Source organism: Streptomyces sp. NPDC101225, assembly GCF_044767585.1.
GTDB lineage: Bacteria > Actinomycetota > Actinomycetes > Streptomycetales > Streptomycetaceae > Streptomyces.
On sequence record NZ_JBIWOE010000012.1, the window covers coordinates 112202 to 135498 of the forward strand.

The following is a 23297-nucleotide window of genomic DNA, read 5'->3' on the forward strand; positions in this document are numbered from 1 at the left end:
GCGCCGGGCCCTGGCACCGTCCGGCGATTCCGTGCGGGCGGGCCGCGTTCACGCGGGGTCGCGGGCGCCCTCGGGCCGCTGCTTCGGCGCCTCCCGCGGCGTCGCGGGAGGCGGGGCCGTCCGGCTCCTGGGCCGGGACCGCGACACCGCCACGCCCGCCAGGCACAGCACACCGCCGCCGAGCGTGACCGGCCCCGGCACCTCGCCGAGCGCCAGCCACGACATCAGGACGACCAGCGCGGGCACCGCGTAGGTGGTCGCGCCCATGCGGGAGGCGGTCGTACGGGCCAGGGCGTAGGCCCAGGTGGTGAAGGCGAGCGCGGTCGGGAAGACGCCCAGGTAGACCATGTTGAGGGTCGCGGAGACCGGCGCGCCGGCCGCCTCGCCGACCAGCTGCCCGGCGAACGGCAGACAGGCCACCGCGCCGACCAGGCAGCCGAACGTCGTCGTCTGCAGCGCGCTCGCGCTGCCCAGGGCCGGCTTCTGCGCGACGACCCCGGCCGCGTAGCCGACCGCCGCGAGCAGGCACAGCACCACCCCGAGCACCGACGAGCCGCCGTCGCCCGACATCGACAGGCCGACCGTCACCGCGCCCGCGAAGGACACCGCCATGCCCGCGAGCAGCCGCGGCGGCATCGGGTCGCCGAGCAGCCGCGCACCCAGCAGCGCGATGAGGACGGGTCCGATGTTCACGACCAGGGCGGCCGTACCGGCGTCCACCTGCTGCTCGCCCCAGTTCAGGACCACCATGTAGAAGCCGAACCACAGCAGTCCGGAGACCGCGATCCCGCGCCAGGCCGACCGCGGCGGCAGCCCTTCCCCACGGATCACCAGCATCAGCCCGAGCACCAGTGCCCCCGACAGCAGCCGCCCGAGCGCGAGCGCCCCCGGCGAGTACGCGGCACCCGCACTGCGGATCGACACGAAGGCGGAGGCCCACAGCACGACGGTGACGGCCGCGGCCCCGGGGGCCAGCAGCTCGCTTCGACGGGAGTTCATCATGCTCCAGAGGCTAGGAGGGAGGAGGGGGAGCGGGCTCGCGGATTTCGGACGGGGCCCCGGCACGACGGCACCGGGACCGAGAGCGGCCTGACGGAGTCCTACCGGCGCAGGGCCGCCGCCGGCACGCCCAGCAGGTCTTCCAGCGCACGTGCGCCGGACGGCGTCACCTTCACGGCACGCTCGGAGCCGACGCGTACGCACCAGCCCGTCTCCAGGGCGTGCCGGCACAGCGCCGCTCCCGCGGCTCCCGCGAGATGCGGCCGCCGCTCGGTCCAGTCCAGACACGCCCGCGCCAGCGGCCGCCGCCCCTTGCGGTCGAGGGCGATGCCCGTGCTGCCGAACCACGCGACGCCCGCGTCCGTCAGGGCGAACCCCGTGTCCTGGCGCAGCAGCCCGCGCAGCGTCATCGCGTCGGTGACCGCGATGCCGAGCCGCCCCGCCAGATGGTCGTAGCACGTCCGGCCCCACGCCATCGCCGACGCCGCGCTCGACTCCCGCAGACCGCGCGGCCGTACGGCGCCCTCCGGGTCCACCTGCGCCGCCAGGTCCTCGACGAGCTGCGCGACCCGGGTGCCGGCGAGGCGCACGTACCGGTGCCGGCCCTGGCGTTCCTCGGTGAGCAGCCCGCCCGCGACGAGCTTGCCCAGGTGCTCGCTCAGCGTCGACGCGGCGACGCCCGCGTGCCGGGCCAGCTCGCTCGCGGTCCAGGCCCGTCCGTCGAGCAGTGCCAGCAGACACGCGGAGCGGGTCTCGTCGGCGATCAGCCCGGCGAGCCGGGCGAGCTGCGGTGCCTGCGGATTCCTGGCGGTCATGCGTCCCAGGATGGGGCACGGACACTTCGGCGCCGGCCGAAGTGTCTCAGCCGGTCCGCCGGGCCTGCTCGTACTGCTGCGCCAGCCCGTCCAGCAGGGCCGTGAGCCCCGTCTCGAAGGCCCGCTCGTCGATCTTCTCCTGCTGCTCGGCGAGCAGGTGGGCCTGGCCGAGGTGGGGGTAGTCGGCGGGGTCGTAGGCGCCGGCGTCGTCCACGAAGCCCCCGGCGAAGGAGCCGAGCGCGGAGCCCATGACGAAGTACCGCATCAGCGCACCGATGGAGGTGGCCTGTGCGGGCGGCCAGCCGGCGTCGACCATCGCGCCGTAGACCGCGTCCGCGAGGCGCAGTCCGGCCGGGCGGCGGCCGGGCCCGGTGGCGAGGACCGGGACGATGTGGGGGTGGTCGCGCAGGGCGCTGCGGTAGGAGACCGCCCAGTCGTGCAGCGCGGTCCGCCACTCCCGGCCGTCCTCGAACATGGACAGGTCGACCTGCGCGCTCACCGAGTCGGCGACCGCCTCCAGGATCTCGTCCTTGGTGCGGAAGTGGTTGTAGAGCGAGGGGCCGCTGACGCCCAGCTGCGCGGCGAGCCGGCGTGTGGAGACGGCCGCGAGACCCTCCGCGTCCACCAGCGCACGTGCCGTCTCGACGATGCGGTCGGTGCTGAGCAAGGGCTTGCGCGGTCGGGCCATGGCGCACATAGTAGGGCTGCACCTTGAAACTAGCAGTGCTAATTTAAATGTCCGGCTTTCAAGATCCGTCTTCTGTGGGGTGACTCGGCATGAACCTGGAGCTCAGCGAGGAGCAGGCCGCCGTCCGGCGGCTCGCCCGGGACTTCGTGGACCGCGAGATCGCCCCGCACGCCGTCGCCTGGGACCGCGCGGAGGAGGTCGACCGGTCGATCGTGAAGAAGCTCGGCGAGGTCGGCTTCCTCGGCCTCACCGTCGACGAGGCGTACGGCGGCAGCGGTGGCGACCACCTCGCGTACTGCCTGGTCACGGAGGAGCTCGGGCGCGGCGACTCCTCGGTGCGCGGCATCGTGTCCGTCTCGCTCGGGCTGGTCGCGAAGACGATCGCGGCCCGGGGGAGCGAGGAGCAGAAGCGGCGGTGGCTGCCGGGGCTCACCTCCGGCGAGTACGTCGGCTGCTTCGGCCTCACCGAGCCGGGCACCGGCTCCGACGCGGGCAACCTCACCACGCGCGCCGTGCGCGACGGCGACGCCTACGTCCTCAACGGCTCGAAGATGTTCATCACCAACGGCACTTGGGCCGATGTGGTGCTCCTGTTCGCCCGCTCCACCGATGCCCCCGGCCACAAGGGCGTCTCCGCCTTCCTGGTACCCGCCGACAGCCCCGGCCTGACCCGCCGCACCGTCCACGGCAAGCTCGGCCTGCGCGGTCAGGCCACCGCGGAACTGGTCCTGGACGGCGTCCGCGTCCCCGCCTCCGCCATGCTGGGCGAGGAGGGCAAGGGTTTCTCGGTCGCGATGTCGGCGCTGGCCAAGGGGCGGATGTCGGTCGCGGCGGGATGCGTGGGCATAGCGCAGGCCGCGCTGGACGCGGCGGTGGGGTACGCGGGCGAGCGCGAGCAGTTCGGCAAGCCCATCGCCGGGCACCAGCTGGTGCAGGAGCTGATCAGCGACATCGCCGTGGACGTGGACGCGGCGCGCCTGCTCACCTGGCGGGTGGCCGATCTGATCGACCGCGGGCAGCCCTTCGCCGTCGAGTCCTCCAAGGCCAAGCTCTTCGCCTCCGAGGCCGCGGTCCGCGCCGCCGGCAACGCCCTCCAGGTCTTCGGCGGCTACGGCTACATCGACGAGTACCCGGCGGGCAAACTGCTGCGCGACGCCCGGGTGATGACCCTCTACGAGGGCACCAGCCAGATCCAGAAGCTGCTCATCGGGCGTGCGCTGACCGGAGTCTCGGCGTTCTGAGGGTCTTCTGAGTAGCCGAGCTGAGTATCCCGGCGGATGTGGCACCGGCCAGGCCCGCCGACGCTTGTCCCCATGAGTGACACACCGGGCAAGCAGCAGAACACGGCCGCCTTCTACGGCCAGGCCGTCGCCTCCTTCGCCGTCGCCATGGCCGCGACCGCCATCGGCATCTTCAAGCTGAACGCGGACGCCTGGGTGCGGGCGTTCCTCGCGATCGCCGTCCTGTACCTGGTCACCTCGGCCTTCACTCTCGCCAAGGTGATCCGTGACCGGCAGGAGGCGGCGGAGCGCGCGTTCCATCCCTTCGAGAAGCTCTGACGTCCCCTGAAGGCGCGGGCGGGCACCCTAAGCGCTCGCTCACCTTCGGCGGTATGGTGGGGTGTCTGTCTGCGAGAGGGGTCGGCGAGCGATGAGTACGGCGGAGGAGACGGCCGGCGGCGAGGCGGCCGCGTGGGGCGAGGTCACGCCCGACGCGGCCCGGCGACTGCTGATCGCCGCGGTGGAGGCCTTCGCCGAGCGGGGGTACCACGCCACCACGACCCGTGACATCGCGGGCCGTGCGGGCATGAGCCCGGCCGCGCTCTACATCCACTACAAGACCAAGGAAGAGCTGCTGCACCGGATCAGCCGGATCGGCCACGCCAAGGCGCTGGAGATCCTGCAGAAGGCGGCCCGGCGCGAGGGCACCGCGACCGAGCGGCTCGCCGACGCGGTGAGCTCCTTCGTCCGCTGGCACGCGGGCGGGCGCACCACCGCGAGGGTCGTGCAGTACGAGCTGGACTCGCTCGGTCCCGAGGCCCGCGAGGAGATCCTCGCGCTGCGCCGGCGCTGCGACGCCGAGGTGCGGGCGGTCATCGAGGAGGGCGTGGCGGTCGGCGAGTTCGACGTGCTCGACGTGAAGGGCACCACCCTCGCCGTCCTCTCGCTGTGCATCGACGTCGCCCGCTGGTTCAACGTCGAGGGCCCCTGGACGCCGGACGAGGTCGGCGCGCTCTACGCCGACCTCGTGCTGCGCATGGTGGGGGTCACGTAGCCGCCGGGCTCAGAGGTAGAAGCGGGCCACCGACTCGGCCACGCAGACCGGCTTCTCGCCGCCCTCGCGCTCCACGGTGTAGGCGACGGCCACCTGGACGCCGCCCGCCACGTCCTCGACGCCGCTGATCCTCGCGGTGGCGCGCAGCCGCGAGCCGACCGGTACGGGGGCGGGGAAACGGACCTTGTTGGTGCCGTAGTTGACGCCCATCCGCACCCCCTCGACGCCCATCAGCTGCGGGCCGAAGAGCGGCAGCAGGGAGAGGGTCAGATAGCCGTGCGCGATGGTGGTGCCGAAGGGTCCGGCGGCGGCCTTCTCCGGGTCGACGTGGATCCACTGGTGGTCCCCGGTGGCCTCCGCGAAGAGATCGATCCGCTTCTGGTCGATCTCCAGCCAGTCGGTGTACCCCAGCTGTTCGCCCACCGCCGCCTTCAGTTCGTCGACGGACCTGAAGATCCTCGGCTCTGCCATGTCCCGGCCTCCCGTGCCTCGCAATGTCTAAGCAACTGCTTAGCATGGTCGGGCCCGCATCCGATGTCAACGGACCGCCACGGGGAGCGGGTGGGTAGGGTTCGAGGGGTGCCCCAGATTCCCGAGAAGATCCACGAGCTCACGGTGGGCCAGCTCGCCGCGCGGAGCGGCGCCGCGGTCTCCGCCCTGCACTTCTACGAGTCCAAAGGCCTGATCAGCAGCCGGCGGACCACGGGCAACCAGCGCCGCTACCACCGTGACGCGCTGCGCCGGGTCGCCTTCGTGCGGGCCGCGCAGCGCGTCGGCATCCCCCTCGCCACGATCCGTGAGGCACTCGCCGAGCTGCCCGAGGAGCGCACCCCCACCCGGGAGGACTGGGCCCGGCTCTCCGCGGCCTGGCGCGCCGAGCTGGACGAGCGGATCAAGCAGCTCAACCGCCTGCGCGACCACCTCACCGACTGCATCGGCTGCGGCTGCCTGTCCCTGGACACCTGCGTCCTGTCCAACCCGGACGACGTGTTCGGGCAGAGCCGCTCGGGGTCGCGGCTCATGATCGAGCCGGGCGGCCGCCGCACGCCGCCGGAGCGGGGCTGAGCCGGGCCCGGCCCGGCTCACCCGTACGCGGTGCCGCCCTTGCGCGTCGGGGAGACCGCGCCGGCCGCCCTGCCGCCGATCGCCGGGCCGCAGCGCTCCGCGGCCGGGCGGATCACGACCCCCTCGCGCAGACGCAGTTCTCGCCCGGACACCACTCGTCGGCCCGCTCGCGATCCCCGGCACGCGTCCGATGCCGTACGGCCGCCCGTCCCGCAGGGGCGCCAACGGCGGCTCCCCGTCGAGCAGTTCGGCCGCGTCCGGCCGCCGGACGGTGTCGTCGGTCTCCGCGCCGACGTCGCACACGGCGCAACCCGAGGCCTCGCGGCGTCTGTCGGCGCCGTGGGCCAGGGCCTGGACGCCCGCGCCGTACTCCTCGCCGAAGAGGCCGACCGGCGCGCGCCCGGCGTGCCCGACGCCGGCCCGGGGGCAGCGGACCGGGCGCGGACTCGGCCTCGCCGCTCATGGCACGCGGGATCGGCGGCACCCGCCTGGTGATGCCCAGCCGCTCCGCGAAGTCCGTGCCGTCCAGGGCGGCCCGCGCCCTCGGCGACGGCCGCGGGACGGGGGCCCGTCTGGGCCGGTTCGAGCGCGTCGGCGTTCGGGTGCGCGTGGAGCGTCGGCACTCCGGCGGTGACGCGGAGCGCCGGCATCGCGGGTCCCCCTGGGCACACGGCTCTCAGGCGTGCTGCCCCTCCTGGCCACGAGGGCCGTACCGGGCCAGCGCCTCGGTCACCAACTGCGCGTTGGAGCGGGCCCGTCGGCCGTCCGGCAGCAGCAGGGTGTCCTCCAGGCCGATGCGGGTGGCGAGCCCCAGGCGCCCGGCCAGGCGCAGCACCGGCCAGGCCCCGCCGTCCTCGCCGTGCAGCAGCACCGGCCGGCCGTGCGCGCGGCCCACGCCGGACAGCAGGGCGCGGGCCGTGTCCTCGGCCGTGTCCGCCGAGGTGTCCGTCACCTCGGCCAGCACCCGCAGCACCCGCGGGCCGAGCGGGGAGACGGCGAACCGGGCGGCTCCGTCCGTCCCGGACCAGATGCCCGCCTCGACCCCCACCCCGAGTTCGATCAGCGCCGCGGCGATCTCCTCGGCGCCTTCCTCGTGCCAGTTGACCGAGGCGTGGTCGGGCGGCTCGGGCAGGCCGGCCCAGCCGCGGATCCGCTCCAGCCGGTCCGCCGCGTGCGGTTCGGCCCAGGCGCCCGTGGTGACTCCGACCGGCACCGCGACCCGCGCCCGGATCGCCGCCAGGGTCGGCGCGAGCACGCGGGGAGAGAGCGAGTCGTGGCCGCACGGCGACTTGGGGTGGACATGGAGATCGCGCGCCCCGGCCGCCACGGCCCGCGCCGCGGACTCGGCCATCGCCTGCGGAGTCAGCGGCACCATCGCGCCGTCGGCGGACCCGCGCGGTCCGTTCAGACACACCTGCACCATGGCTCAAGCCTGGCAGGCGCCACCGGCAACTGGCCGGTGGCCTCGGGAGGTCAGGGTTTCAGGGGGTGCGGCATCCCCGGCGCACCCCCGCCGTGCTCAGGCCGAGACGAGCAGCCTGCCGCGCCTTGCGTCCGCCAGGGCCTCGGGCTTGAGCACGGGCCGTGGCACGAGAATTCCGCAGTGTGTGCAGACCGGACCGGTCGAGGGTTCGTGGTCCAGGTCGTACTTCCAGATCAGGCGTTCGTCGCCGCACACCGGGCAGACGGCCCCCGGTTCACGCTCCAGAGCGGCGATCAGCCGGCGCAGCACTTCGGCCAGCGGTTCCCGGGGGTGCACGCGTGGATCGTCGCACCAGGCGACACCGAACCCCCCCCAGGTCAGCCGATGCCAGTCGTCGACCGTGCCCGGCCGGCGCAGCCCGTCGTGCTTCTCCTTCTTGCGCCGCTCGGCGAACTCGACCTCGTAGGCCAGCCAGACCGAGCGCGCTTCCTCCAGTTCCTCCAGTGCGGCCACGAGCCGCACCGGGTCGGGGGAGCGGTCCTCCGAACCGAACCCTGCCCGGGAGCACAAATGGTCCCAGGTCGCCCTGTGCCCGTAGGGAGCGAACCGCTCAAGGCACTTGCGCAGTGAGTAGCGCCGCAGTGCCAGATCGCACCGCGGGTCGCGGACCTGTCTCGCCAGACTCCGGAAACCGGCCATCGCCCTGCACCTCCGTCACACCTGCACCTGTACTTCGGTCACTTCGGCGTCGTCGTAGGGACGTCGCCGAATAGACGTATCGACAAGCGAATCGGCTCCATCCGATTTCCGATGCCCTCCATAAGCCCGTCGTACGACTCCCGAAACTTGACGCATGTTCATCTTCACTCCCGGGGATACCGGCGGTAACGTCCCGGCTCACCCCCGTCGGTAGGAGCTGCCATGCCACGACGTACCTCGCGTAGCACCCCGTTCAGACTGAGAACTCCCGGCAGACTCGCCGGGTTCCTGAAGACGGCATCCGTATGTGCCCTGATTGCTGGTCTTTTGTCCCCACTGGCCCAGGCGACGGCAGCCGCCGCCACGGCCCCGAACGACTACTGCGGCGGCCAGTGCTCCGACATCGTGCCGCCGGGCGAGAACGGCAACGCGACCCTGGCCCAGATCCTGCTCAACCAGGCCTTCGGAACCCAGCCCGCCCATGCGGACGACCAGCTCGGACCGTACGCGAACCTGGCGTCGGAGTACTCCACGCTCACCGACGCGAAGATCAACACCTTCTTCAACGACGCGTCGTTCGGGGTCGCTTCCGACCAGGTCGCCTCCTCGGAGAAGCCCGCGGGACGCGGCGACGTGACGATCGTCCGTGACAAGAAGACGGGTGTGCCGCACATCACGGGCACCACGCGCTACGGCACCGAGTTCGGGGCCGGGTACGCCGCGGCCGAGGACCGGCTGTGGCTGATGGACCTGTTCCGGCACGTGGGGCGCGGCCAGCTGACGTCGTTCGCCGGCGGCGCGGCCGCCAACCAGGGGCTGGAGCAGCAGTTCTACCGCAACGCCCCCTACACCGAGGCCGACCTGCAGGCCCAGATCGACAACGCGGTCGCCGACAACGGGGCCCGCGGCCAGCAGGCCCTCGCCGACGCGAACGCCTACCTCGCCGGCATCAACTCCTACATCGACGCCTCGGACTCGGGCCGCTACTTCCCCGGCGAGTACGTCCTGACCGGGCACAAGAACGCGATCACCAACGCCGGCACCATCGACCACTTCAAGCTGACCGACCTGGTGGCGCTGGCCTCGGTGATCGGCTCGCTGTTCGGTTCCGGCGGTGGCGGTGAGGTCGACAACGCCCTGTCACTGATCGCCGCCCAGTCCAAGTACGGGGTGGAGGAGGGCACCAAGGTCTGGGAGTCCTTCCGCGAGCGCAACGACCCCGAGGCCGTCCTCACCGTCCACGACGGCCGGAGCTTCCCCTACGGCACCAAGCCCGCGAACGCCCAGGGCGAGGCCCTGCCCGACGCCGGCTCGGTGACCGCGGAGCCGCTGGTCCACGACGCCACCGGCACCGGCGCGAGCCAGAGCGCCACCGCGGCCGCCCGGCAGGCGACCGCGACCGCCCTCGGCTCCGCGAAACGCGGCATGTCCAACGCCCTCGTCGTCAGCGGCGCGTACACCGCGAGCGGCCACCCGGTCGCCGTCTTCGGTCCGCAGACCGGCTACTTCGCCCCGCAGCTGCTCATGCTCCAGGAGATCCAGGGCCCGGGCATCAGCGCCCGTGGCGCCTCCTTCGCGGGCCTGAGCATGTACGTCGAACTCGGCCGCGGCCAGGACTACTCGTGGTCGGCGACCACATCGGGCCAGGACATCATCGACACCTACGCCGTCGAGCTGTGCCAGGACGAGTACCACTACCTGTACCACGGCACCTGCACGGCCATGGAGAAGGTCGAGCAGAAGAACTCCTGGAAGCCGACCACGGCCGACGGCACGGCGGCGGGGTCGTACACCCTGCGCGTGTGGAGAACGAAGTACGGGCCGGTCGCCTACCGGGCGACCGTCGGCGGGAAGAAGGTCGCCTACACCACCCTGCGCTCCTCCTACCTGCACGAGGCCGACTCGATCATCGGCTTCCAGATGCTCAACGACCCCGACTACGTGAAGAGCCCGCAGACCTTCCAGTCCGCGGTGCAGCACATCAACTACACCTTCAACTGGTTCTACGCCGACTCCCAGCACACCGCCTACTACAACAGCGGGGACAACCCGGTGCGCGCGAGCGGCGTCGACACCGAGTTCCCGGTGTGGGGGCAGGCCGCCTACGAGTGGAGGAACTGGGACCCGGCCACCAACACGGCGGACTACACGCCCGCCGCGCAGCACCCCAACTCCGTCGACCAGGACTACTACGTCTCCTGGAACAACAAGCAGGCCCTGGACTACACGACCGCGAGCTGGGGCGACGGCTCGGTCCACCGCGGGAACCTGCTGGAGGACCGGGTGAGGAAGCTGGTCGCGGCCGGCGGGGTGACCCGTACGAAGCTGGTGCAGGCCATGGCGGACGCGGCGCTCGCCGACCTGCGCGCCGAGGACGTGCTGCCGGACCTGCTGAAGGTCATCGACAGCGGTACGGTGACCGACCCCACGGCCGAGGCGGCCGTGAGCGAGCTGCGGGCCTGGCTCACGGCGGGCGCCCGGCGCACGGAGACGTCGGCGGGCTCGAAGACGTACGCCGACTCCGACGCGATCCGCATCCTGGACGCCTGGTGGCCGCTGCTGGTGAAGGCCGAGTTCCAGCCCGGTCTCGGTACCGACCTGTACAGCGCGCTCACCGCCGACCTGCCGATCGACGAGTCCCCGTCGGCCGGGCACGGGCCCACCGGCTCGCACGCCGGCAGTTCCTTCCAGTTCGGCTGGTGGAGCTATGTCGACAAGGACATCCGGGCGGTGCTGGGTGAGTCGGTGAAGGGACCGCTGGCCGAGAAGTACTGCGGCGGCGGCAGCCTGGGCGACTGCCGGGACATCCTGATCAGCACGCTGACGGAGGCGGCCGGCACGTCCGCGTCCGACGTCTACCCCGGCGACGACCTGTGCTCGGCGGGCGACCAGTGGTGCGCCGACTCGATCAACCAGCGCACCCTGGGCGGCATCAAGCACCGCACCATCAGCTGGCAGAACCGGCCCACCTTCCAGCAGGTGGTGGAGTACACCTCGCACCGGTGACGCTCGCGGACGACGCGGCAGCGGCGGCGGGTCAGCGGATGCGGCCCGCCGCCAGCACGATCCTGGCCAGTTCCGGGTGCACGATGTCGCTGTGCGCGCCGGAGGGCGGCCCGCCGGTCCTCACCACGGCCGCGGCGTCCACGTTGACGCAGCCCGACGCCGGCAGCGTCGCCTTCAGCGCGTCGGCGAGCTTGTACGCGCGCGTGCCGGTCACCGCCTGCACGCCGTCGTGCCCCATCGCCCCCCACCGGGCGCCCAGCAGGTCCGTGAGGCCGAAGCCCTCGATCAGCCCGCGCGCGTCGTCCGCCATCCGCGAGGCCAGCGGATAGATCGTGCCGAGCGCCGAGTCGAAGCGGGAGAAGCAGCACACCAAGGGGCCGTCGACGCGGTTCTGCTGCCCCTGCAGGACGCCGCCCTCGTGCGCGTCGTGCGGCAGCCGGGCCGCGAACGCGTAGTGCGAGAAGGCCCCTTGGAGCAGCGTCACGGACTTCACCGTGCGGACGCCGTCCGGCAGGCCGCGCAGCGCGAACGACACCAGGCGGGCGCCGAAGCTGTGCCCGACGAGATGCACCCGCACCGCCGGCGCCGCGCTGGCCAACTGCCCCACCAGCGGCCCGAGTCCCCGCTCGCCGACGGTGCCGGCGCGCCGCTTCATCGCGTAGTACGTCGCCTGCCGCAGCAGTTCCTTCGCCCCGTCCCAGGGGTTGGGCAGGCTGAACTCCGCGGTGTCACCGCCGGAGCGCAGGTTCGCCAGCGCCTGGGCGAAGTCGTCGCAGAGCGTGGCCGCGTCCCCGGTGAAGAGCACCGGGTCGCTCCGCGGCACGCCCTCGCAGAGCGTGTCCGCCGCGAACAGGGGCTGCGGCCCGCCCGGCACGACCTCCACCAGCAGCCGTACCAGCCGCCCGAACTCCTCGATCTCGTTCTCCGGCCGCTGGTCCAGCATCCGCGCGATCTGGTCGACCACCGTGGCCCGGCCGGGGAAGGCCTCCAGCAGCGCGTGCCGGGTGTCCTTGTCGAGGGCGGGGCCCGGCACGGCCTCCGCCTCAGTGGCCACCACGGACTTCGGGAAGTTGGGGACGGGTTCGTCGCTGAAGCGCATCGACGGCCAGATCACCCCCACGTACCCGATCCTCGCGTTCGGCGCGAGGCCCGGAACGGGCGCGAAGAACCGCCGGTACAGCGCGGTGGCACCCGAACGGTCGTTGTTCCAGCCGTGCGCGAAGACGATGAGGTCGCGGACGCCGCGGCGGGTGACCTCGCCCAGCAGCCTGTCCCGCTCCCGGCCGTCGACGTCCCCGTCCGCGTCGAAGGTCAGCTCCCAGTAGGGAGTCACACTCATCTGCGGCTGTGCCATGACAGGCCCCCTCGCCCCCGTAGCAACGCGTGGTGGGCGCATCGTCCTGCCGGCGGGCGAGGTTGGCCATACGTCACGAGTCACTTGTAGAGGAGGTAATCCTTGCGAATGCGGCGGAAAGCGGTCAGCTCCTGCTGCCAGCCCGCGACCACCTCGTCCGTGCTCGCGCCCGCGTCGATCGCCGTCCGCACGTGCGTGGAGCCCGTCAGTTTGTCGATCCAGTTGTCGGACCGCCAGGCGAATCCGCTCCAGACCTGACGGGCGGTCACCAGCAGGGCGATGCCGGTGCGCACCGGGTCGTACGCCGCGCGGTCGGACACGTGGATCTGCACCCCGCCGACGGTCCTGCCCTGGAACTTGGAGAACGTCGGCGCGAAGTACGCCTCCCTGAAGTGCACACCGGGCAGGCCCAGCCGGCCCACCGCGGCGGCCCAGCGGCCGTCGACGCCCTCCGCGCCGAGGAGTTCGAAGGGCCGGGTCGTGCCGCGTCCCTCCGACAGGTTGGTGCCCTCGAACATGCACGTCCCCGGGTAGACCAACGCCGTGTCGGGTGTGGGCATGTTGGGGCTCGGCGGCACCCAGGGAAGGGCGGAGGCGTCGTAGAAGTCGGCGCGCCGCCAGCCCGTCATGAGGACGGTCTCCAGCGGGACGGGCGCGTCGAGGAACTCCCCGTTGAACAGCCGGGCCAGCTCGCACACGGTCATGCCGTGCGCCTGCGAGATCGGCTGCCTGCCCACGAAGGTCGCGAACTCCTTGTGCAGCACCGGGCCCTGGGCCGACCGGCCGCTGACCGGGTTGGGGCGGTCCAGCACCATGACGTGCTTGCCCGCCAGCCGGGCCGCCTCCATGCAGTCGTACAGCGTCCAGATGTACGTGTAGAAGCGGGCGCCGGCGTCCTGGATGTCGAAGACGATCGTGTCGACGCCGGCGGTGGTGAAGACGTCGGCGAGGGGCTGACCGCTCTTGAGGTACGTGTCGTAGACGGGCAGGCCGGTGGCGGGGTCGTCGTAGCGGCCCTCGGAGCCGCCGGCCTGGGCGGTGCCGCGGAAACCGTGCTCGGGGCCGAAGACGGCCACCAGGTTCACCCGATCGTCCGCGTGCATGACGTCGACGATGTGCCGCACGTCACGGGTGACGCCGGTGGGGTTGGTGACGATTCCCACACGCCGGCCGCGCAGGGGTGCGTAGCCGCTCGCCCGGAGGTTCTCGAAGCCGGTGCGCAGTGGTCGGTGGCGGCCGGCGTCGGCGGCGCCGGCCGGAGGTGCGGCGGTGAAGGATGCTGCTGCCGTGGTCGCTGCGAGGAGGGCTCGTCTGGATAGGCGCATGGGGTGCAAGGTATTGCTCCCGCCGGTCGTGGGAAAGGTGGCGGTGAATCGTGGCCTGTCGCGCGGTTCCCCGCGCCCCCAAGACCTTGCAGGCAACCCTTTCCTGTTACATACCGACCGGTTAGTCTGGCCGTCGCGGGGTGCTGAGCCGAGCCTTTGTCGAAGGAGACCGATGGTGGAAGCCGTTCGAGGTGCTGGTGTCGTCGTCACGGGGGCCGGAGGTGGGATCGGGGCCGCGATCGCACGGCGGTTCGCCGCCGAGGGGGCCCGGGTCGTCGTGAACGATCTCGACGGGGCGCGGGCAAGGGCCGTCGCCGACGAGATCGGGGGCACCGCGGTGCCCGGCGACGCCTCCGGGATCGTGGCCGAGGCGAAGAAGGCGCTCGGCGGCACCGTCGACGTGTACTGCGCCAACGCCGGGGTCGCCTTCGAGGACGGGGCCCGGGGGCTGTCCGCCGACGAGAAGTCCTGGGCGACCTCCTGGGACGTCAACGTGATGGCGCACGTCCGTGCCGCGGACCAGCTGCTGCCGGACTGGCTGGAGCGCGGGAGCGGGCGGTTCGTGTCCACCGTCTCCGCCGCCGGGCTGCTGACGATGATCGGCGCGCCCTCCTACAGCGTCACCAAGCACGGGGCCTACGCCTTCGCCGAGTGGCTGTCGCTGACCTACCGCCACCGCGGGATCAAGGTGCACGCGATCTGCCCGCAGGGCGTGCGCACCGACATGCTCGCCGCCACCGGCGCCGCGGGCGACCTGGTGCTCAGGCCGACCGCGGTCGAGCCCTCCGACGTCGCGGACGCCCTGTTCAAGGGCATCGGCGAGGACCGGTTCCTGATCCTTCCGCACCCCGAGGTCGCCGCGTACTACCAGGCCCGCGCCGCGGAGCCGGACCGCTGGCTGACCGGCATGAACCACCTCCAGCAGAAGTGGGAGGAGGTGCGGTGACCGGCTCCCGGTACGAGGCCAGGCCCTGGGTGGCCCTGCTGAACGACGCCCAGCGCGCACCGATCCGGCCCGACCACTCCCTGGTGCACTCCCTGCGGCGGGTCGCCGCCGAGACCCCCGAGCGGGACTGCCTCGCCTACTTCGACGGGAGGCTGAGCTACCGCGAGGTCGACGAACTGAGCGACTCGGTCGCCGGGCACCTGGCCGCCCGCGGACTGGAGCGCGGCGACCGGGTGGCGATCCTGCTGCAGAACTCCCCGCAGTTCGTGCTCGCCCTGCTGGGCGCCTGGAAGGCCGGCGCGACCGTCGTGCCCGTCAACCCGATGTACAAGTCGGGGGAGGTGGGACATGTCCTGCGGGACGGCGAGGTGGCCGCGCTGGTCTGCTCGGACCGCGCCTGGGAGACGTATCTGCGCGAGACGGCCGCGGACTCGCCCGTGCGGATCGTGCTGACCGGCTGCGAGCTGGACTTCCAGACGCGCGGGGACGCGCGCGTGCTCGCCTTCGAGCGGCAGCCGCAGGCCGCGGACGCCGCCGACCTGACCACCGTGGCCCGGGCCGGCTACGAGGCGCCCCAGGGCCGCGCACCCGGCCCGTCGGACATCGCGCTGATCAGCTACACCTCGGGTACCAGCGGCACCCCCAAGGGCGCCACCAACACGCACGGCAACATCATGTACAACGCCGAGCGGCAGCGGACGGGGCTGGGGCTGCCGGACGCGCCCGTCTACTACGCGCTGGCGCCGCTGTTCCACATCACCGGCATGGTCTGCCAGCTCGGGGCGTGCCTGAACAGCGCGGGCACGCTCGTGCTGACGTACCGCTTCGAACCGGGTGTCGTGCTGGAGGCGTTCGCCGAGCACCGGCCGCACTACACGGTGGGTCCCTCCACGGCCTTCATGGCGCTGGCCGCGCACCCGGAGGCCGGTCCGGACCACTTCTCCTCCTTCGTCGTCATCTCCAGCGGCGGCGCGCCCCTGCCGCCCGCCCTGGTGGAGAAGTTCCGGGCCGGCTTCGGGCCGTACATCCGCAACGGCTACGGCCTGACCGAGTGCACCGCGCCCTGCGCCTCCGTCCCGCCCGACCGGGAGGCGCCCGTCGACCCGGTCTCCGGGACGCTGGCCGTGGGCGTGCCGGGGCCCGAGACGGTCGTACGGATCGTCGACGACCAGGGGCAGGAGATGCCCTTCGGCGAGCAGGGCGAGATCGTCGTCCGCGGGCCGCAGGTCGTGCCGGGCTACTGGCGGCGGCCGGACGCCACCGCCGAGACGTTCCCGGGCGGTGAGCTGCGCACCGGCGACATCGGCTTCATGGACGAGCAGGGCTGGCTCTACGTCGTCGACCGCAAGAAGGACATGATCAACGCCTCCGGCTTCAAGGTGTGGCCGCGCGAGGTCGAGGACGTGCTCTACACGCACCCGGCGGTGCGCGAGGCCGCCGTCGTCGGGGTGCCCGACGGCTATCGCGGCGAGACCGTCAAGGCGTACATCAGTCTCCGGCCGGGAACGGATACGGACCCCGGTGAACTCGCGATGTACTGCAAGGAGAGACTGGCTGCCTACAAATACCCGCGGCAGGTGGAGATCCTGCCCGACTTGCCGAAGACGGCCAGTGGGAAGATCCTCCGGCGGGAGCTCCGCTCCCGGCCGCAGCACAGCGAATAAGTACGTCGAGAACGGCAGAAAGACCGGAAGGCAGGTGGCGGCACAGTGCCCAGGACGACGGACGGTGACGGCACGCCCGTCCCGCAGCGGCTGCTGGCCGCCGCCACCAGGCTCTTCGCCGAGCAGGGCTACGATCGCACCTCGGTGCAGGAGATCGTCGAGGCGGCTGGCGTCACCAAGGGGGCGCTGTACCACTACTTCGGCTCCAAGGACGACCTCCTGCACGAGGTGTACGCGCGCGTGCTGCGCGTCCAGCAGGAGCGGCTCGACGCGTTCGCGGACGCGGACGAGCCGATCGAGAAGCGGCTGCGGGGCGCGGCGGCCGACGTCGTCGTCACCACCATCGAGAACCTCGACGACGCGATGATCTTCTTCCGCTCGATGCACCATCTGAGCCCGGAGAAGAACAAGCAGGTGCGCGCAGAGCGCCGGCGCTACCACGAGCGCTTCCGTGCGCTGGTGGAGGAGGGCCAGCAGACGGGCGTCTTCTCCACGGCGACCCCGGCCGACCTGGTGGTGGACTACCACTTCGGCTCCGTCCATCACTTGTCCACCTGGTACCGCCCGGACGGCCCGATGGGCCCGCAGGAGGTCGCCGACCACCTGGCGGACCTGCTGCTGCGGGCACTGCGCCCGTAACGAGCGCACGAGTAGGGGGTGGTCGCCACGGCGACCGCCCCCTACCGCTTGCCCTTACAGGTACTTCTTCAGCTCCCGCCGTGCCAGCGACCGCTGGTGCACCTCGTCCGGGCCGTCCGCCAGCATCAGGGTGCGGGCGGCGGCGTAGAGCTCGGCGAGCGGGAAGTCCTGGCTGACGCCGCCCGCGCCGTGGAGCTGGATCGCGCGGTCGAGGATGTCGACCACCGCGCGCGGGGTGGCGATCTTGATGGCCTGGATCTCCGTGTGGGCGCCCCGGTTGCCGACGGTGTCCATCAGCCAGGCCGTCTTCAGCACCAGCAGCCGCAGCTGCTCGACGGCCACGCGCGCGTCCGCGATCCAGTTCTGCACCACGCCCTGCTGGGCCAGTGCCTTGCCGAACGCCGTGCGGGAGACCGCCCGGCGGCACATCAGCTCGATCGCCCGCTCCGCCATGCCGATCAGCCTCATGCAGTGGTGGATACGGCCGGGACCGAGGCGGGCCTGGGCGATGGCGAACCCGCCGCCCTCCTCGCCGATCAGGTTCGAGACGGGCACGCGCGCGTGGTCGAAGATCACCTCGGCGTGGCCGCCGTGGTAGTGGTCCTCGTAGCCGAACACCTGCATGGCGCGCTTCACGGTGACGCCCGGCGTGTCCCGCGGGACCAGGACCATGGACTGCTGGCGGCGGATGTCCGCGCCGTCCGGGTCCGTCTTGCCCATCACGATGAAGATCTTGCAGTCCGGGTTCATCGCCCCGGAGATGTACCACTTGCGGCCGGTGACGACGTAGTCGTCGCCGTCGCGCTCGATGTGCGTCGTGATGTTCGTGGCGTCGGACGACGCCACCTCCGGCTCGGTCATCGCGAACGCCGAGCGGATCTCGCCGGCGAGCAGCGGCTCCAGCCACTGCTTCTTCTGGCGCTCGTCGCCGAACTGCGCGAGCACCTCCATGTTGCCGGTGTCGGGCGCCGCGCAGTTCGTCGCCGTGGGCGCCAGCTGCGGGCTGCGGCCGGTGATCTCGGCGAGCGGCGCGTACTGGAGGTTGGTCAGCCCGGCACCGTGCTCGGCGTCCGGCAGGAACAGGTTCCACAGGCCCTGCCGGCGCGCCTCGGCCTTGAGCTCCTCCACCACGGCCGGGGTGTCCCACGGCGACGCCAGCGCGGCCCGCTGCTCCTCGGCCACCGCCTCGGCCGGGTAGACGTGCTCGTCCATGAAGGCGAGGAGTTGGGCGCGCAGTTCCTCGGTGCGCGCGTCGAACGCGAAGTCCATGACTGATCAGCCTTCCTGAAGAGTGGTCAGGCCGTGCTCGATGAACACGGGCACCAGGTCACCGATGCGGTCGAAGCCGCGGCCGACCGTCTGGCCCAGGGTGTAGCGGTAGTGGATGCCCTCCAGGATCACGGCGAGCTTGAACCAGGCGAACGCCGTGTACCAGGAGACCGCGGAGACGTCGCGCCCCGAGCGCGCGGCGTACCGCTCGATCAGCTCGGCCGGATCCGGGTGCCCGGGCGCCTCGGCCGTGGTGGAGACGGGGGACTTCGGCAGCCCGAGGGGCATGCTGTACATCACCAGCAGGCCGAGGTCGGTGAGCGGATCGCCCAGTGTGGACATCTCCCAGTCGAGGATCGCCTTGATCTGGTCGTCGTCGCCGATCAGGACGTTGTCGAGCCGGTAGTCGCCGTGCACCACGGCCGGCGCGGGGGACCGGGGAAGGTGCCGGCCGAGCGTCGCGTGCAGCTCGTCGATGCCGGACAGGTCGCGGTTGCGGGAGGCGTCCAGCTGCTTGCCCCAGCGGCGCAGCTGCCGGTCCAGGAAGCCCTCGGGGCGGCCGAAGCCGGCGAGACCCACCTCGGCGGGGTCCACCGCGTGCAGCTCGACCAGGGTGTCCACCAGGGACAGCACGGCGTCCCGGGTGCGCTCCGGGCCGAGGGGAGCGAGCTGGTCGGCGGTGCGGTACGGCGTGCCCTCCACGAACTCCATGACGTAGAACGGGGACCCGAGCACCTGCTCGTCCTCGCACAGCAGGACCGGGCGCGGCACCGGGACGTTCGTCGGGTGCAGGGCGCTGATCACGCGGTGTTCCCGCTTCATGTCGTGCGCGGTGGCCAGCACATGGCCGAGCGGGGGCCGCCGGACGACCCAGCGGGACGTGCCGTCCGAGACCGAGTACGTGAGGTTCGACCGTCCGCCCTCGATCAGCCGGCCGGTCAGGGAGCCATGCACCAGACCGGGCCGTTCCTGGTCGAGGAGGCCGCGCAGCCGGTCGAGATCGAGACCTGGCGGGTGGTCGGGGCTCATCGGTGCTCCTTCGCGGGCGCGGCAACGTGTCCCGACCAATGATGCCGACCGGTCGGTATGCCGTCCAGTGCGGAAGCCGAACGTGATCCGGGCCACGATAGGCCGACAGCTCCCCGCGCGGTGCCGCGGGGAGCTGCCGGGAGGCCGGTTCCGGCCGGGCCGGGGGCCGTCAGCGGGCCCCGGCCGGCGTCAGTGGTCGTCCCAGTGGCCGTCGTGCGCGGCGTGCCGGTGCCCGTCGTGGAGGTAGTCGACGTGGTCGCCGTGCAGCACGCTCTCATGGCCGCAGCCGTCGCCGTGCCGGTGGTCGTGGCCCTCGTGCGGGACGTGCTCCTCGGCCTCGCACTCGTCCCAGTGGCCGCCGTGCTCCCGGTGCAGATGCCCGCCGTGCGCGTAGTCGACGTGATCGCCGTGCGGCACCTTCGTGTGGCCGCAGTCCGGGCCGTGGTCGTGTGCGTGGGAGGCGTGTTCCTGATGGAGGGGGGTCATCGTGCTCACCTTCGGGGGTACGGGTGATGACGACGCACAGGCTGCCACGCATGTGCCCCATATCGGGGCATCCCGGTTGCGTGGCGCCGGGAGGAAGGCCGCGGCCCGCCCGCTCGCCCCGGTGTCCCGCCCGCCGGCACCGTCCGTCAGTTCTGCGCCTGGAGCACGAGCGCCGCTCCGCACCATGCCATCGCCACCGTGCACAGGACGGCGGCCGCGGCGTACCGCGGGGCCAGGGCCGGGGGGATGCCCGTCGCGGCCAGGGCGCGGATGCGGTGGTGGGCGACCAGCAGGAAGCCCAACCAGAGGGCGAGGAGCAGGACGCAGGCGACGACTCCCGCCGCGGAGGCCCCGCCGTGCAGGGCGCTCTTGCCGGCGAGGACCGCGGCGACCGTGCTCGTCAGGGTCGTGCGCCGCCAGGCCAGGCGGGTGCGCTCCGGCTGCAGGCCGGGGTCGCGGTCGGGGACGGCACTCATCCCTCCCACCCGACGATCACGACCACGACCATCGCGACGGCCACCACGGCGACCACGACGCTCAGCACCGCCGGGAACCGGGAGGCGGGCAGGTCCTCCCCGCGGCGCATCGCCCGCTCGCAGCGCATCCAGTGGTTGACCGCCCGCAGGGAGCACAGCCCGCCCGCGCCGAGCAGGGCCAGCGCCAGCCCGACACGCCAGGCCCAGCGCAGGTCGGGCAGGAACTGGTCCACCGCGAACCCGCCGCCGATCAGGGCGAGCGCCGTGCGCAGCCAGGCCAGGAAGGTGCGCTCGTTCGCCAGCGAGAAGCGGTAGTCGGGCGTGCTGCCTTCCTCGCGCACGCCCTCGGGCGCGAACCAGAGGCGGACGTTCCGTACGAATGCGATCACGCGAAGGACCTTATCCGGCGGAACGGAACGCCTTCAGGCGCCGATAGGCGGCCAGTCCGTCCGGCACCCAGTCCCACTCCGTCAGACGCCGCTCCACCTCCGCCTCCGGCAGGAAGTCGTGCCAGGCCACCTCCTCGGCCTGCGGGCTGACCGGCAGCTCGCAGCGCACGTCGTACACCGCCGACCACCAGCTGTGGCCGGCGCCGTCGTCGTAGAGGAACTTGAAGCGGAAGCGGGGGGCCGGGAGGCCGGAGACGCCGAGCTCCTCCTCGGCCTCGCGCAGCGCCGCCTCGTCGTAGGACTCGCCCGCGCCGACCACGCCACCGACGAACATGTCGTAGCGGGAGGGGAAGACCAGCTTGGTCGGGGTGCGGCGGTGGACGAAGAGGCGGCCCTGCGCGTCCCTGGCCTCGATGAACACACAGCGGTGGCGCAGGCCCTGGGCGTAGGCCGCGCCGCGCGGGGACTGCCGGACCACCTGGTCGTGCTCGTCGACGATGTCGAGGATCTCGTCTGCGGGGCTCGTCATACGGCCATCCAAGCAGGACGGCGTCAGTTCGGCTGGGGGTCCCGGACCCGCTGGTTCTTCGGCCGGAGGTCCCCGGCCCGCTCCGGGCGGGCCGCGCCGCTCGGCATGCAGGGGTGCAGCCCCAGCAGCACGATGCCGCCGACGATGGCGGCGAGACCGGCCGCCTCCCAGGCGAGGGCGCCCGCGTCGGTGCGCAGCCGGTCGCCGAGGAAACCGACCCCGCAGGCGATGCCGGCGAGGGGCTGTGCGGCGGTGAGGGCGGGCAGGGACATGCGCAGGGGTGCGGTCTCGAAGGCGCTCTGGACCAGGATCAGGCCGGTGACGCCGATGACGAGGACGCCGTACGGCTGCCAGGTGGTGACCAGGTCGGTCAGGCCGCCCGCGGAGAAGCGCTGCCCGCTGATGCGGGTGAGGGCGTCCTGGACGCCGTAGAGGAGGCCGGCGGCGAGGGCGAGCAGGACCGGGCCCGCACTGAGCCGCGAGCGCTTCGCGAAGGTCGTCAGCAGGAGCGCCAGGCCGACCATGGCGCCGATGATCAGCCAGTGCCGGAAGGGGTCGGTGAGCGCGGTGCCGCCGCGCGGCTCGCCCGCGACGATGAAGGCGGTGACACCGCCCGCCAGCAGGGCCAGTCCCGCCCAGCCCTGGCGGCCCAGCGACTGTCGGGTCTGCAGGCGGGAGAGCCCGAGCGCGAACAGGAGGTTGGTGGCCAGCAGCGGCTCGACCAGGGAGATCTCGCCCTGGCTCAGCGCGATCGCGCCGAGCACCATGCCGGCCACCATCAGGGCGATGCCGCCCAGCCAGCGCGGCACCTGCATCAGGTCGACGAGCAGGCGTGGCGAGAGGAAGTCGCTGAGGGGTGCCCGCTGGGCCGCGTTCTGCTGGAGCACGAATCCGAGGCCGAGGCAGCAGGCCGCGCTCACGGCGAGAATCAGAACCAGAACGGACACGCGCGTACCTCGATCGTCGGGGCGGGGTCTCGGGGTGCGTTTGGGTGACTGTAGCGTCCCCTCGCCGTCCCGTCATGGTGAAGCGGTCCTCGCGGCACCGCCATGGCGTACGCCACACAAGGAAACGGATATTCCGCGCGGCTGTGGGACGTACGGATCCAAGTGCCTCTTCCGGCACGGGAGTTGACGCGTGTAACACCCGTTCGTCCCTTGACGCGGACCAATGGCTGCGGGTTTGCTGTCCGTGACCAGTCGACGGCACATCGATATCGGGCGACGAGCAGCGTCGCGTGAGGACGTTTCCCGCGGTGTCTCCACCTCCGCCACCTCTCGGCCGGGGCCGCAAGCGCGCGGCCCGGGCCCTCGACGCGGCGCTGGACGACGCCGGGCTGCGGGCCGCCCGCGCCGCGCTGGCGCAGGGCCGGTGGCAGGCCGCCCGGTCGCTGCTCGTCCAGACGGGCGACGACTGGGACCGGCGCGGCCACCGGGTCGCCGTGCTGGCGCTGGAGCCCTACGCGCAGGCGTGGGCCCGCGACTGGCTGCTCGCCGAGCCCGACTCCACCGACGCCGCCCTGCTGCACGCCCTGGCGCTGGTCCAGCGCGCCCTGCGCGGCAAGGAGAAGCCGGAGCGCGCACGAGAGGCGTGCCGGGCGGCCGCGGACCGGGTGCCCGCCGACCCCACCCCGTGGCTCGGCCTGCTCATGCTGGAGCGCGGGACCGGTACCGGTGACGAGACCGCGCGCCTCTTCGACCAGGTCCGCGGCCGCTACCCCGACCACCACCACGCCCACCACCTGATGGTCGCCCACCTCGCGGAGCGGCACCCCGGCGCGGGCCCCGACCCGCTGCACGAGGTCTACGACTTCGCCAACTGGGCCGCCGAACAGGCCCCGGCCGACTCCCCGCTCGCCATCCTGCCGGTCGTCGCGCACGCCGAGCGCTACCGCGTGCTCGCCGCCGCCGGGCAGGAGTCCCCGGACCCGGCCGCCTCGGGCCACTGGAGCGGACGCCGGGCCCGGCAGGTGATGAAGGCCGCCTTCGACTGGTGGCTGGAGTGGGAGCACGAAGGTCACCCGCGCCGCCTGGTCGACCTCAACTTCCTCGCCCACGCCAAGTTCTGCGAGGGCCGGGGCGCCGAGGCGGCCGCGCTCTTCCACCGCATCGGCGAGCTCGCCACCCCGGCCCCGTGGTCCTACCCGGACCGCGATCCGCACTCCGCCTTCCGTGCCGCGCGCGCCGCCGCACTCGGCACGGCATGACACTCCCGACTCCGAC

The 23297-nt window shown here is 72.6% G+C and carries 24 protein-coding genes and 1 pseudogene; 9 read left to right on the plus strand and 16 right to left on the minus strand.

Going from position 1 to position 23297, the window contains the following annotated elements:
- Positions 1-48 precede the first annotated feature (48 nt).
- The 3 genes from ACIRPX_RS19290 to ACIRPX_RS19300 all read right to left on the minus strand — a co-directional run bounded on the left by ACIRPX_RS19290 (position 49) and on the right by ACIRPX_RS19300 (position 2502).
- On the minus strand, positions 49-999 hold the full coding sequence (locus ACIRPX_RS19290) for a DMT family transporter (protein WP_404195949.1): 951 nt from the start codon (positions 997-999) through the stop codon (positions 49-51).
- A gap of 101 nt (positions 1000-1100) precedes the next feature.
- Positions 1101-1814 carry an ArsR/SmtB family transcription factor gene (locus tag ACIRPX_RS19295; protein WP_404195669.1) on the minus strand — a complete coding sequence of 238 codons (714 nt, stop codon included), beginning with the start codon at positions 1812-1814 and terminating at the stop codon, positions 1101-1103.
- Positions 1815-1860: 46 nt separating this feature from the next.
- Positions 1861-2502, minus strand: a complete 642-nt coding sequence (locus ACIRPX_RS19300) for a TetR/AcrR family transcriptional regulator (protein ID WP_404195672.1) — start codon at positions 2500-2502, stop codon at positions 1861-1863.
- A gap of 89 nt (positions 2503-2591) precedes the next feature.
- Here ACIRPX_RS19300 and ACIRPX_RS19305 point away from each other — a divergent pair, with 89 nt between their 5' ends.
- From ACIRPX_RS19305 to ACIRPX_RS19315, 3 genes are all read left to right on the plus strand, one after another.
- A complete protein-coding gene (locus ACIRPX_RS19305) occupies positions 2592-3743 on the plus strand; it encodes an acyl-CoA dehydrogenase family protein (protein WP_404195675.1) in 1152 nt (383 codons plus the stop codon).
- Positions 3744-3815: 72 nt separating this feature from the next.
- On the plus strand, positions 3816-4061 hold the full coding sequence (locus ACIRPX_RS19310) for a YiaA/YiaB family inner membrane protein (protein ID WP_404195678.1): 246 nt from the start codon (positions 3816-3818) through the stop codon (positions 4059-4061).
- A 91-nt stretch (positions 4062-4152) separates the two neighbouring features.
- Complete coding sequence (locus ACIRPX_RS19315) at positions 4153-4776, plus strand: TetR/AcrR family transcriptional regulator (protein WP_404195681.1); 624 nt, start codon at positions 4153-4155, stop codon at positions 4774-4776.
- 9 nt (positions 4777-4785) lie between these two features.
- On the opposite strand, the gene ACIRPX_RS19320 is transcribed toward ACIRPX_RS19315, so the two are convergent.
- Positions 4786-5247, minus strand: coding sequence for a MaoC family dehydratase (locus ACIRPX_RS19320; protein ID WP_404195683.1), 462 nt, complete (start codon positions 5245-5247; stop codon positions 4786-4788).
- Between the two features lie 108 nt (positions 5248-5355).
- Between ACIRPX_RS19320 and soxR the strand changes: the two genes are divergently transcribed.
- Positions 5356-5841 carry a redox-sensitive transcriptional activator SoxR gene (soxR, locus tag ACIRPX_RS19325; protein WP_404195686.1) on the plus strand — a complete coding sequence of 162 codons (486 nt, stop codon included), beginning with the start codon at positions 5356-5358 and terminating at the stop codon, positions 5839-5841.
- A gap of 17 nt (positions 5842-5858) precedes the next feature.
- Here the strand turns inward: soxR and ACIRPX_RS19330 are convergent.
- The 3 genes and pseudogenes from ACIRPX_RS19330 to ACIRPX_RS19340 form a co-directional block, all read right to left on the minus strand.
- Positions 5859-6491, minus strand: a pseudogene (locus ACIRPX_RS19330) (hypothetical protein).
- 26 nt (positions 6492-6517) lie between these two features.
- Entirely contained in the window at positions 6518-7264 is a 747-nt protein-coding gene (locus ACIRPX_RS19335; protein ID WP_404195689.1) for a 3-keto-5-aminohexanoate cleavage protein, read from the minus strand.
- A 96-nt stretch (positions 7265-7360) separates the two neighbouring features.
- Entirely contained in the window at positions 7361-7963 is a 603-nt protein-coding gene (locus ACIRPX_RS19340) for a hypothetical protein (protein ID WP_404195692.1), read from the minus strand.
- A gap of 222 nt (positions 7964-8185) precedes the next feature.
- On the opposite strand from ACIRPX_RS19340, the gene ACIRPX_RS19345 reads away from it, so the two are divergent.
- Entirely contained in the window at positions 8186-10969 is a 2784-nt protein-coding gene (locus tag ACIRPX_RS19345; RefSeq protein ID WP_404195695.1) for a penicillin acylase family protein, read from the plus strand.
- A 31-nt stretch (positions 10970-11000) separates the two neighbouring features.
- Here ACIRPX_RS19345 and ACIRPX_RS19350 read toward each other — a convergent pair whose 3' ends face one another.
- A complete protein-coding gene (locus ACIRPX_RS19350) occupies positions 11001-12323 on the minus strand; it encodes a serine-threonine protein kinase (RefSeq protein ID WP_404195698.1) in 1323 nt (440 codons plus the stop codon).
- 80 nt (positions 12324-12403) lie between these two features.
- Complete coding sequence (locus ACIRPX_RS19355) at positions 12404-13648, minus strand: exo-beta-N-acetylmuramidase NamZ domain-containing protein (protein WP_404195701.1); 1245 nt, start codon at positions 13646-13648, stop codon at positions 12404-12406.
- A 172-nt stretch (positions 13649-13820) separates the two neighbouring features.
- Between ACIRPX_RS19355 and ACIRPX_RS19360 the strand changes: the two genes are divergently transcribed.
- From ACIRPX_RS19360 to ACIRPX_RS19370, 3 genes are read left to right on the plus strand one after another with little or no spacing between them, the layout of a single operon-like run.
- Positions 13821-14594, plus strand: coding sequence for an SDR family oxidoreductase (locus tag ACIRPX_RS19360; RefSeq protein WP_404195704.1), 774 nt, complete (start codon positions 13821-13823; stop codon positions 14592-14594).
- Positions 14591-16258, plus strand: a complete 1668-nt coding sequence (locus tag ACIRPX_RS19365) for a class I adenylate-forming enzyme family protein (protein WP_404195707.1) — start codon at positions 14591-14593, stop codon at positions 16256-16258. Before ACIRPX_RS19360 ends, ACIRPX_RS19365 begins: the two co-directional genes overlap by 4 nt.
- A gap of 45 nt (positions 16259-16303) precedes the next feature.
- Positions 16304-16897 (plus strand): TetR/AcrR family transcriptional regulator, encoded by a 594-nt coding sequence (locus tag ACIRPX_RS19370; protein ID WP_384253067.1) that lies wholly within the window; start codon positions 16304-16306, stop codon positions 16895-16897.
- Positions 16898-16951: 54 nt separating this feature from the next.
- On the opposite strand, the gene ACIRPX_RS19375 is transcribed toward ACIRPX_RS19370, so the two are convergent.
- The 7 genes from ACIRPX_RS19375 to ACIRPX_RS19405 all read right to left on the minus strand — a co-directional run bounded on the left by ACIRPX_RS19375 (position 16952) and on the right by ACIRPX_RS19405 (position 22022).
- Positions 16952-18166, minus strand: coding sequence for an acyl-CoA dehydrogenase family protein (locus tag ACIRPX_RS19375; protein ID WP_404195711.1), 1215 nt, complete (start codon positions 18164-18166; stop codon positions 16952-16954).
- A 6-nt stretch (positions 18167-18172) separates the two neighbouring features.
- Positions 18173-19195, minus strand: a complete 1023-nt coding sequence (locus tag ACIRPX_RS19380) for a phosphotransferase family protein (protein ID WP_404195714.1) — start codon at positions 19193-19195, stop codon at positions 18173-18175.
- Between the two features lie 189 nt (positions 19196-19384).
- Entirely contained in the window at positions 19385-19681 is a 297-nt protein-coding gene (locus ACIRPX_RS19385) for a hypothetical protein (protein ID WP_404195717.1), read from the minus strand.
- 146 nt (positions 19682-19827) lie between these two features.
- Positions 19828-20157: a DUF202 domain-containing protein gene (locus tag ACIRPX_RS19390; protein ID WP_404195720.1), complete on the minus strand. Its 330-nt coding sequence runs from the start codon at positions 20155-20157 to the stop codon at positions 19828-19830.
- Positions 20154-20546 carry a YidH family protein gene (locus ACIRPX_RS19395; protein WP_404195723.1) on the minus strand — a complete coding sequence of 131 codons (393 nt, stop codon included), beginning with the start codon at positions 20544-20546 and terminating at the stop codon, positions 20154-20156. Before ACIRPX_RS19395 ends, ACIRPX_RS19390 begins: the two co-directional genes overlap by 4 nt.
- A 10-nt stretch (positions 20547-20556) precedes the next feature.
- The gene (locus tag ACIRPX_RS19400) at positions 20557-21075 is read right to left on the minus strand and encodes an NUDIX domain-containing protein (RefSeq protein ID WP_404195726.1); all 519 of its coding nucleotides are present in this window, start codon (positions 21073-21075) and stop codon (positions 20557-20559) included.
- A gap of 23 nt (positions 21076-21098) precedes the next feature.
- Entirely contained in the window at positions 21099-22022 is a 924-nt protein-coding gene (locus tag ACIRPX_RS19405; protein ID WP_404195729.1) for a DMT family transporter, read from the minus strand.
- A 308-nt stretch (positions 22023-22330) separates the two neighbouring features.
- On the opposite strand from ACIRPX_RS19405, the gene ACIRPX_RS19410 reads away from it, so the two are divergent.
- Positions 22331-23281, plus strand: coding sequence for a DUF982 domain-containing protein (locus ACIRPX_RS19410; RefSeq protein ID WP_404195732.1), 951 nt, complete (start codon positions 22331-22333; stop codon positions 23279-23281).
- Positions 23282-23297 lie beyond the last annotated feature (16 nt).

Coding starts and splice junctions, on each gene's coding strand:
- ACIRPX_RS19315 (WP_404195681.1), top strand. CDS start 4,153: ATGAGTACGGCGGAGGAGACGGCCGGCGGCGAGGCGGCCGCGTGGGGC.
- ACIRPX_RS19380 (WP_404195714.1), bottom strand. CDS start 19,195: ATGAGCCCCGACCACCCGCCAGGTCTCGATCTCGACCGGCTGCGCGGC.
- ACIRPX_RS19385 (WP_404195717.1), bottom strand. CDS start 19,681: ATGACCCCCCTCCATCAGGAACACGCCTCCCACGCACACGACCACGGC.
- ACIRPX_RS19335 (WP_404195689.1), bottom strand. CDS start 7,264: ATGGTGCAGGTGTGTCTGAACGGACCGCGCGGGTCCGCCGACGGCGCG.
- ACIRPX_RS19300 (WP_404195672.1), bottom strand. CDS start 2,502: ATGGCCCGACCGCGCAAGCCCTTGCTCAGCACCGACCGCATCGTCGAG.
- ACIRPX_RS19305 (WP_404195675.1), top strand. CDS start 2,592: ATGAACCTGGAGCTCAGCGAGGAGCAGGCCGCCGTCCGGCGGCTCGCC.
- ACIRPX_RS19290 (WP_404195949.1), bottom strand. CDS start 999: ATGAACTCCCGTCGAAGCGAGCTGCTGGCCCCCGGGGCCGCGGCCGTC.
- ACIRPX_RS19295 (WP_404195669.1), bottom strand. CDS start 1,814: ATGACCGCCAGGAATCCGCAGGCACCGCAGCTCGCCCGGCTCGCCGGG.
- ACIRPX_RS19350 (WP_404195698.1), bottom strand. CDS start 12,323: ATGGCACAGCCGCAGATGAGTGTGACTCCCTACTGGGAGCTGACCTTC.
- ACIRPX_RS19360 (WP_404195704.1), top strand. CDS start 13,821: ATGGTGGAAGCCGTTCGAGGTGCTGGTGTCGTCGTCACGGGGGCCGGA.
- ACIRPX_RS19355 (WP_404195701.1), bottom strand. CDS start 13,648: ATGCGCCTATCCAGACGAGCCCTCCTCGCAGCGACCACGGCAGCAGCA.
- ACIRPX_RS19375 (WP_404195711.1), bottom strand. CDS start 18,166: ATGGACTTCGCGTTCGACGCGCGCACCGAGGAACTGCGCGCCCAACTC.
- ACIRPX_RS19320 (WP_404195683.1), bottom strand. CDS start 5,247: ATGGCAGAGCCGAGGATCTTCAGGTCCGTCGACGAACTGAAGGCGGCG.
- ACIRPX_RS19310 (WP_404195678.1), top strand. CDS start 3,816: ATGAGTGACACACCGGGCAAGCAGCAGAACACGGCCGCCTTCTACGGC.
- ACIRPX_RS19400 (WP_404195726.1), bottom strand. CDS start 21,075: ATGACGAGCCCCGCAGACGAGATCCTCGACATCGTCGACGAGCACGAC.
- ACIRPX_RS19340 (WP_404195692.1), bottom strand. CDS start 7,963: ATGGCCGGTTTCCGGAGTCTGGCGAGACAGGTCCGCGACCCGCGGTGC.
- ACIRPX_RS19390 (WP_404195720.1), bottom strand. CDS start 20,157: ATGAGTGCCGTCCCCGACCGCGACCCCGGCCTGCAGCCGGAGCGCACC.
- ACIRPX_RS19345 (WP_404195695.1), top strand. CDS start 8,186: ATGCCACGACGTACCTCGCGTAGCACCCCGTTCAGACTGAGAACTCCC.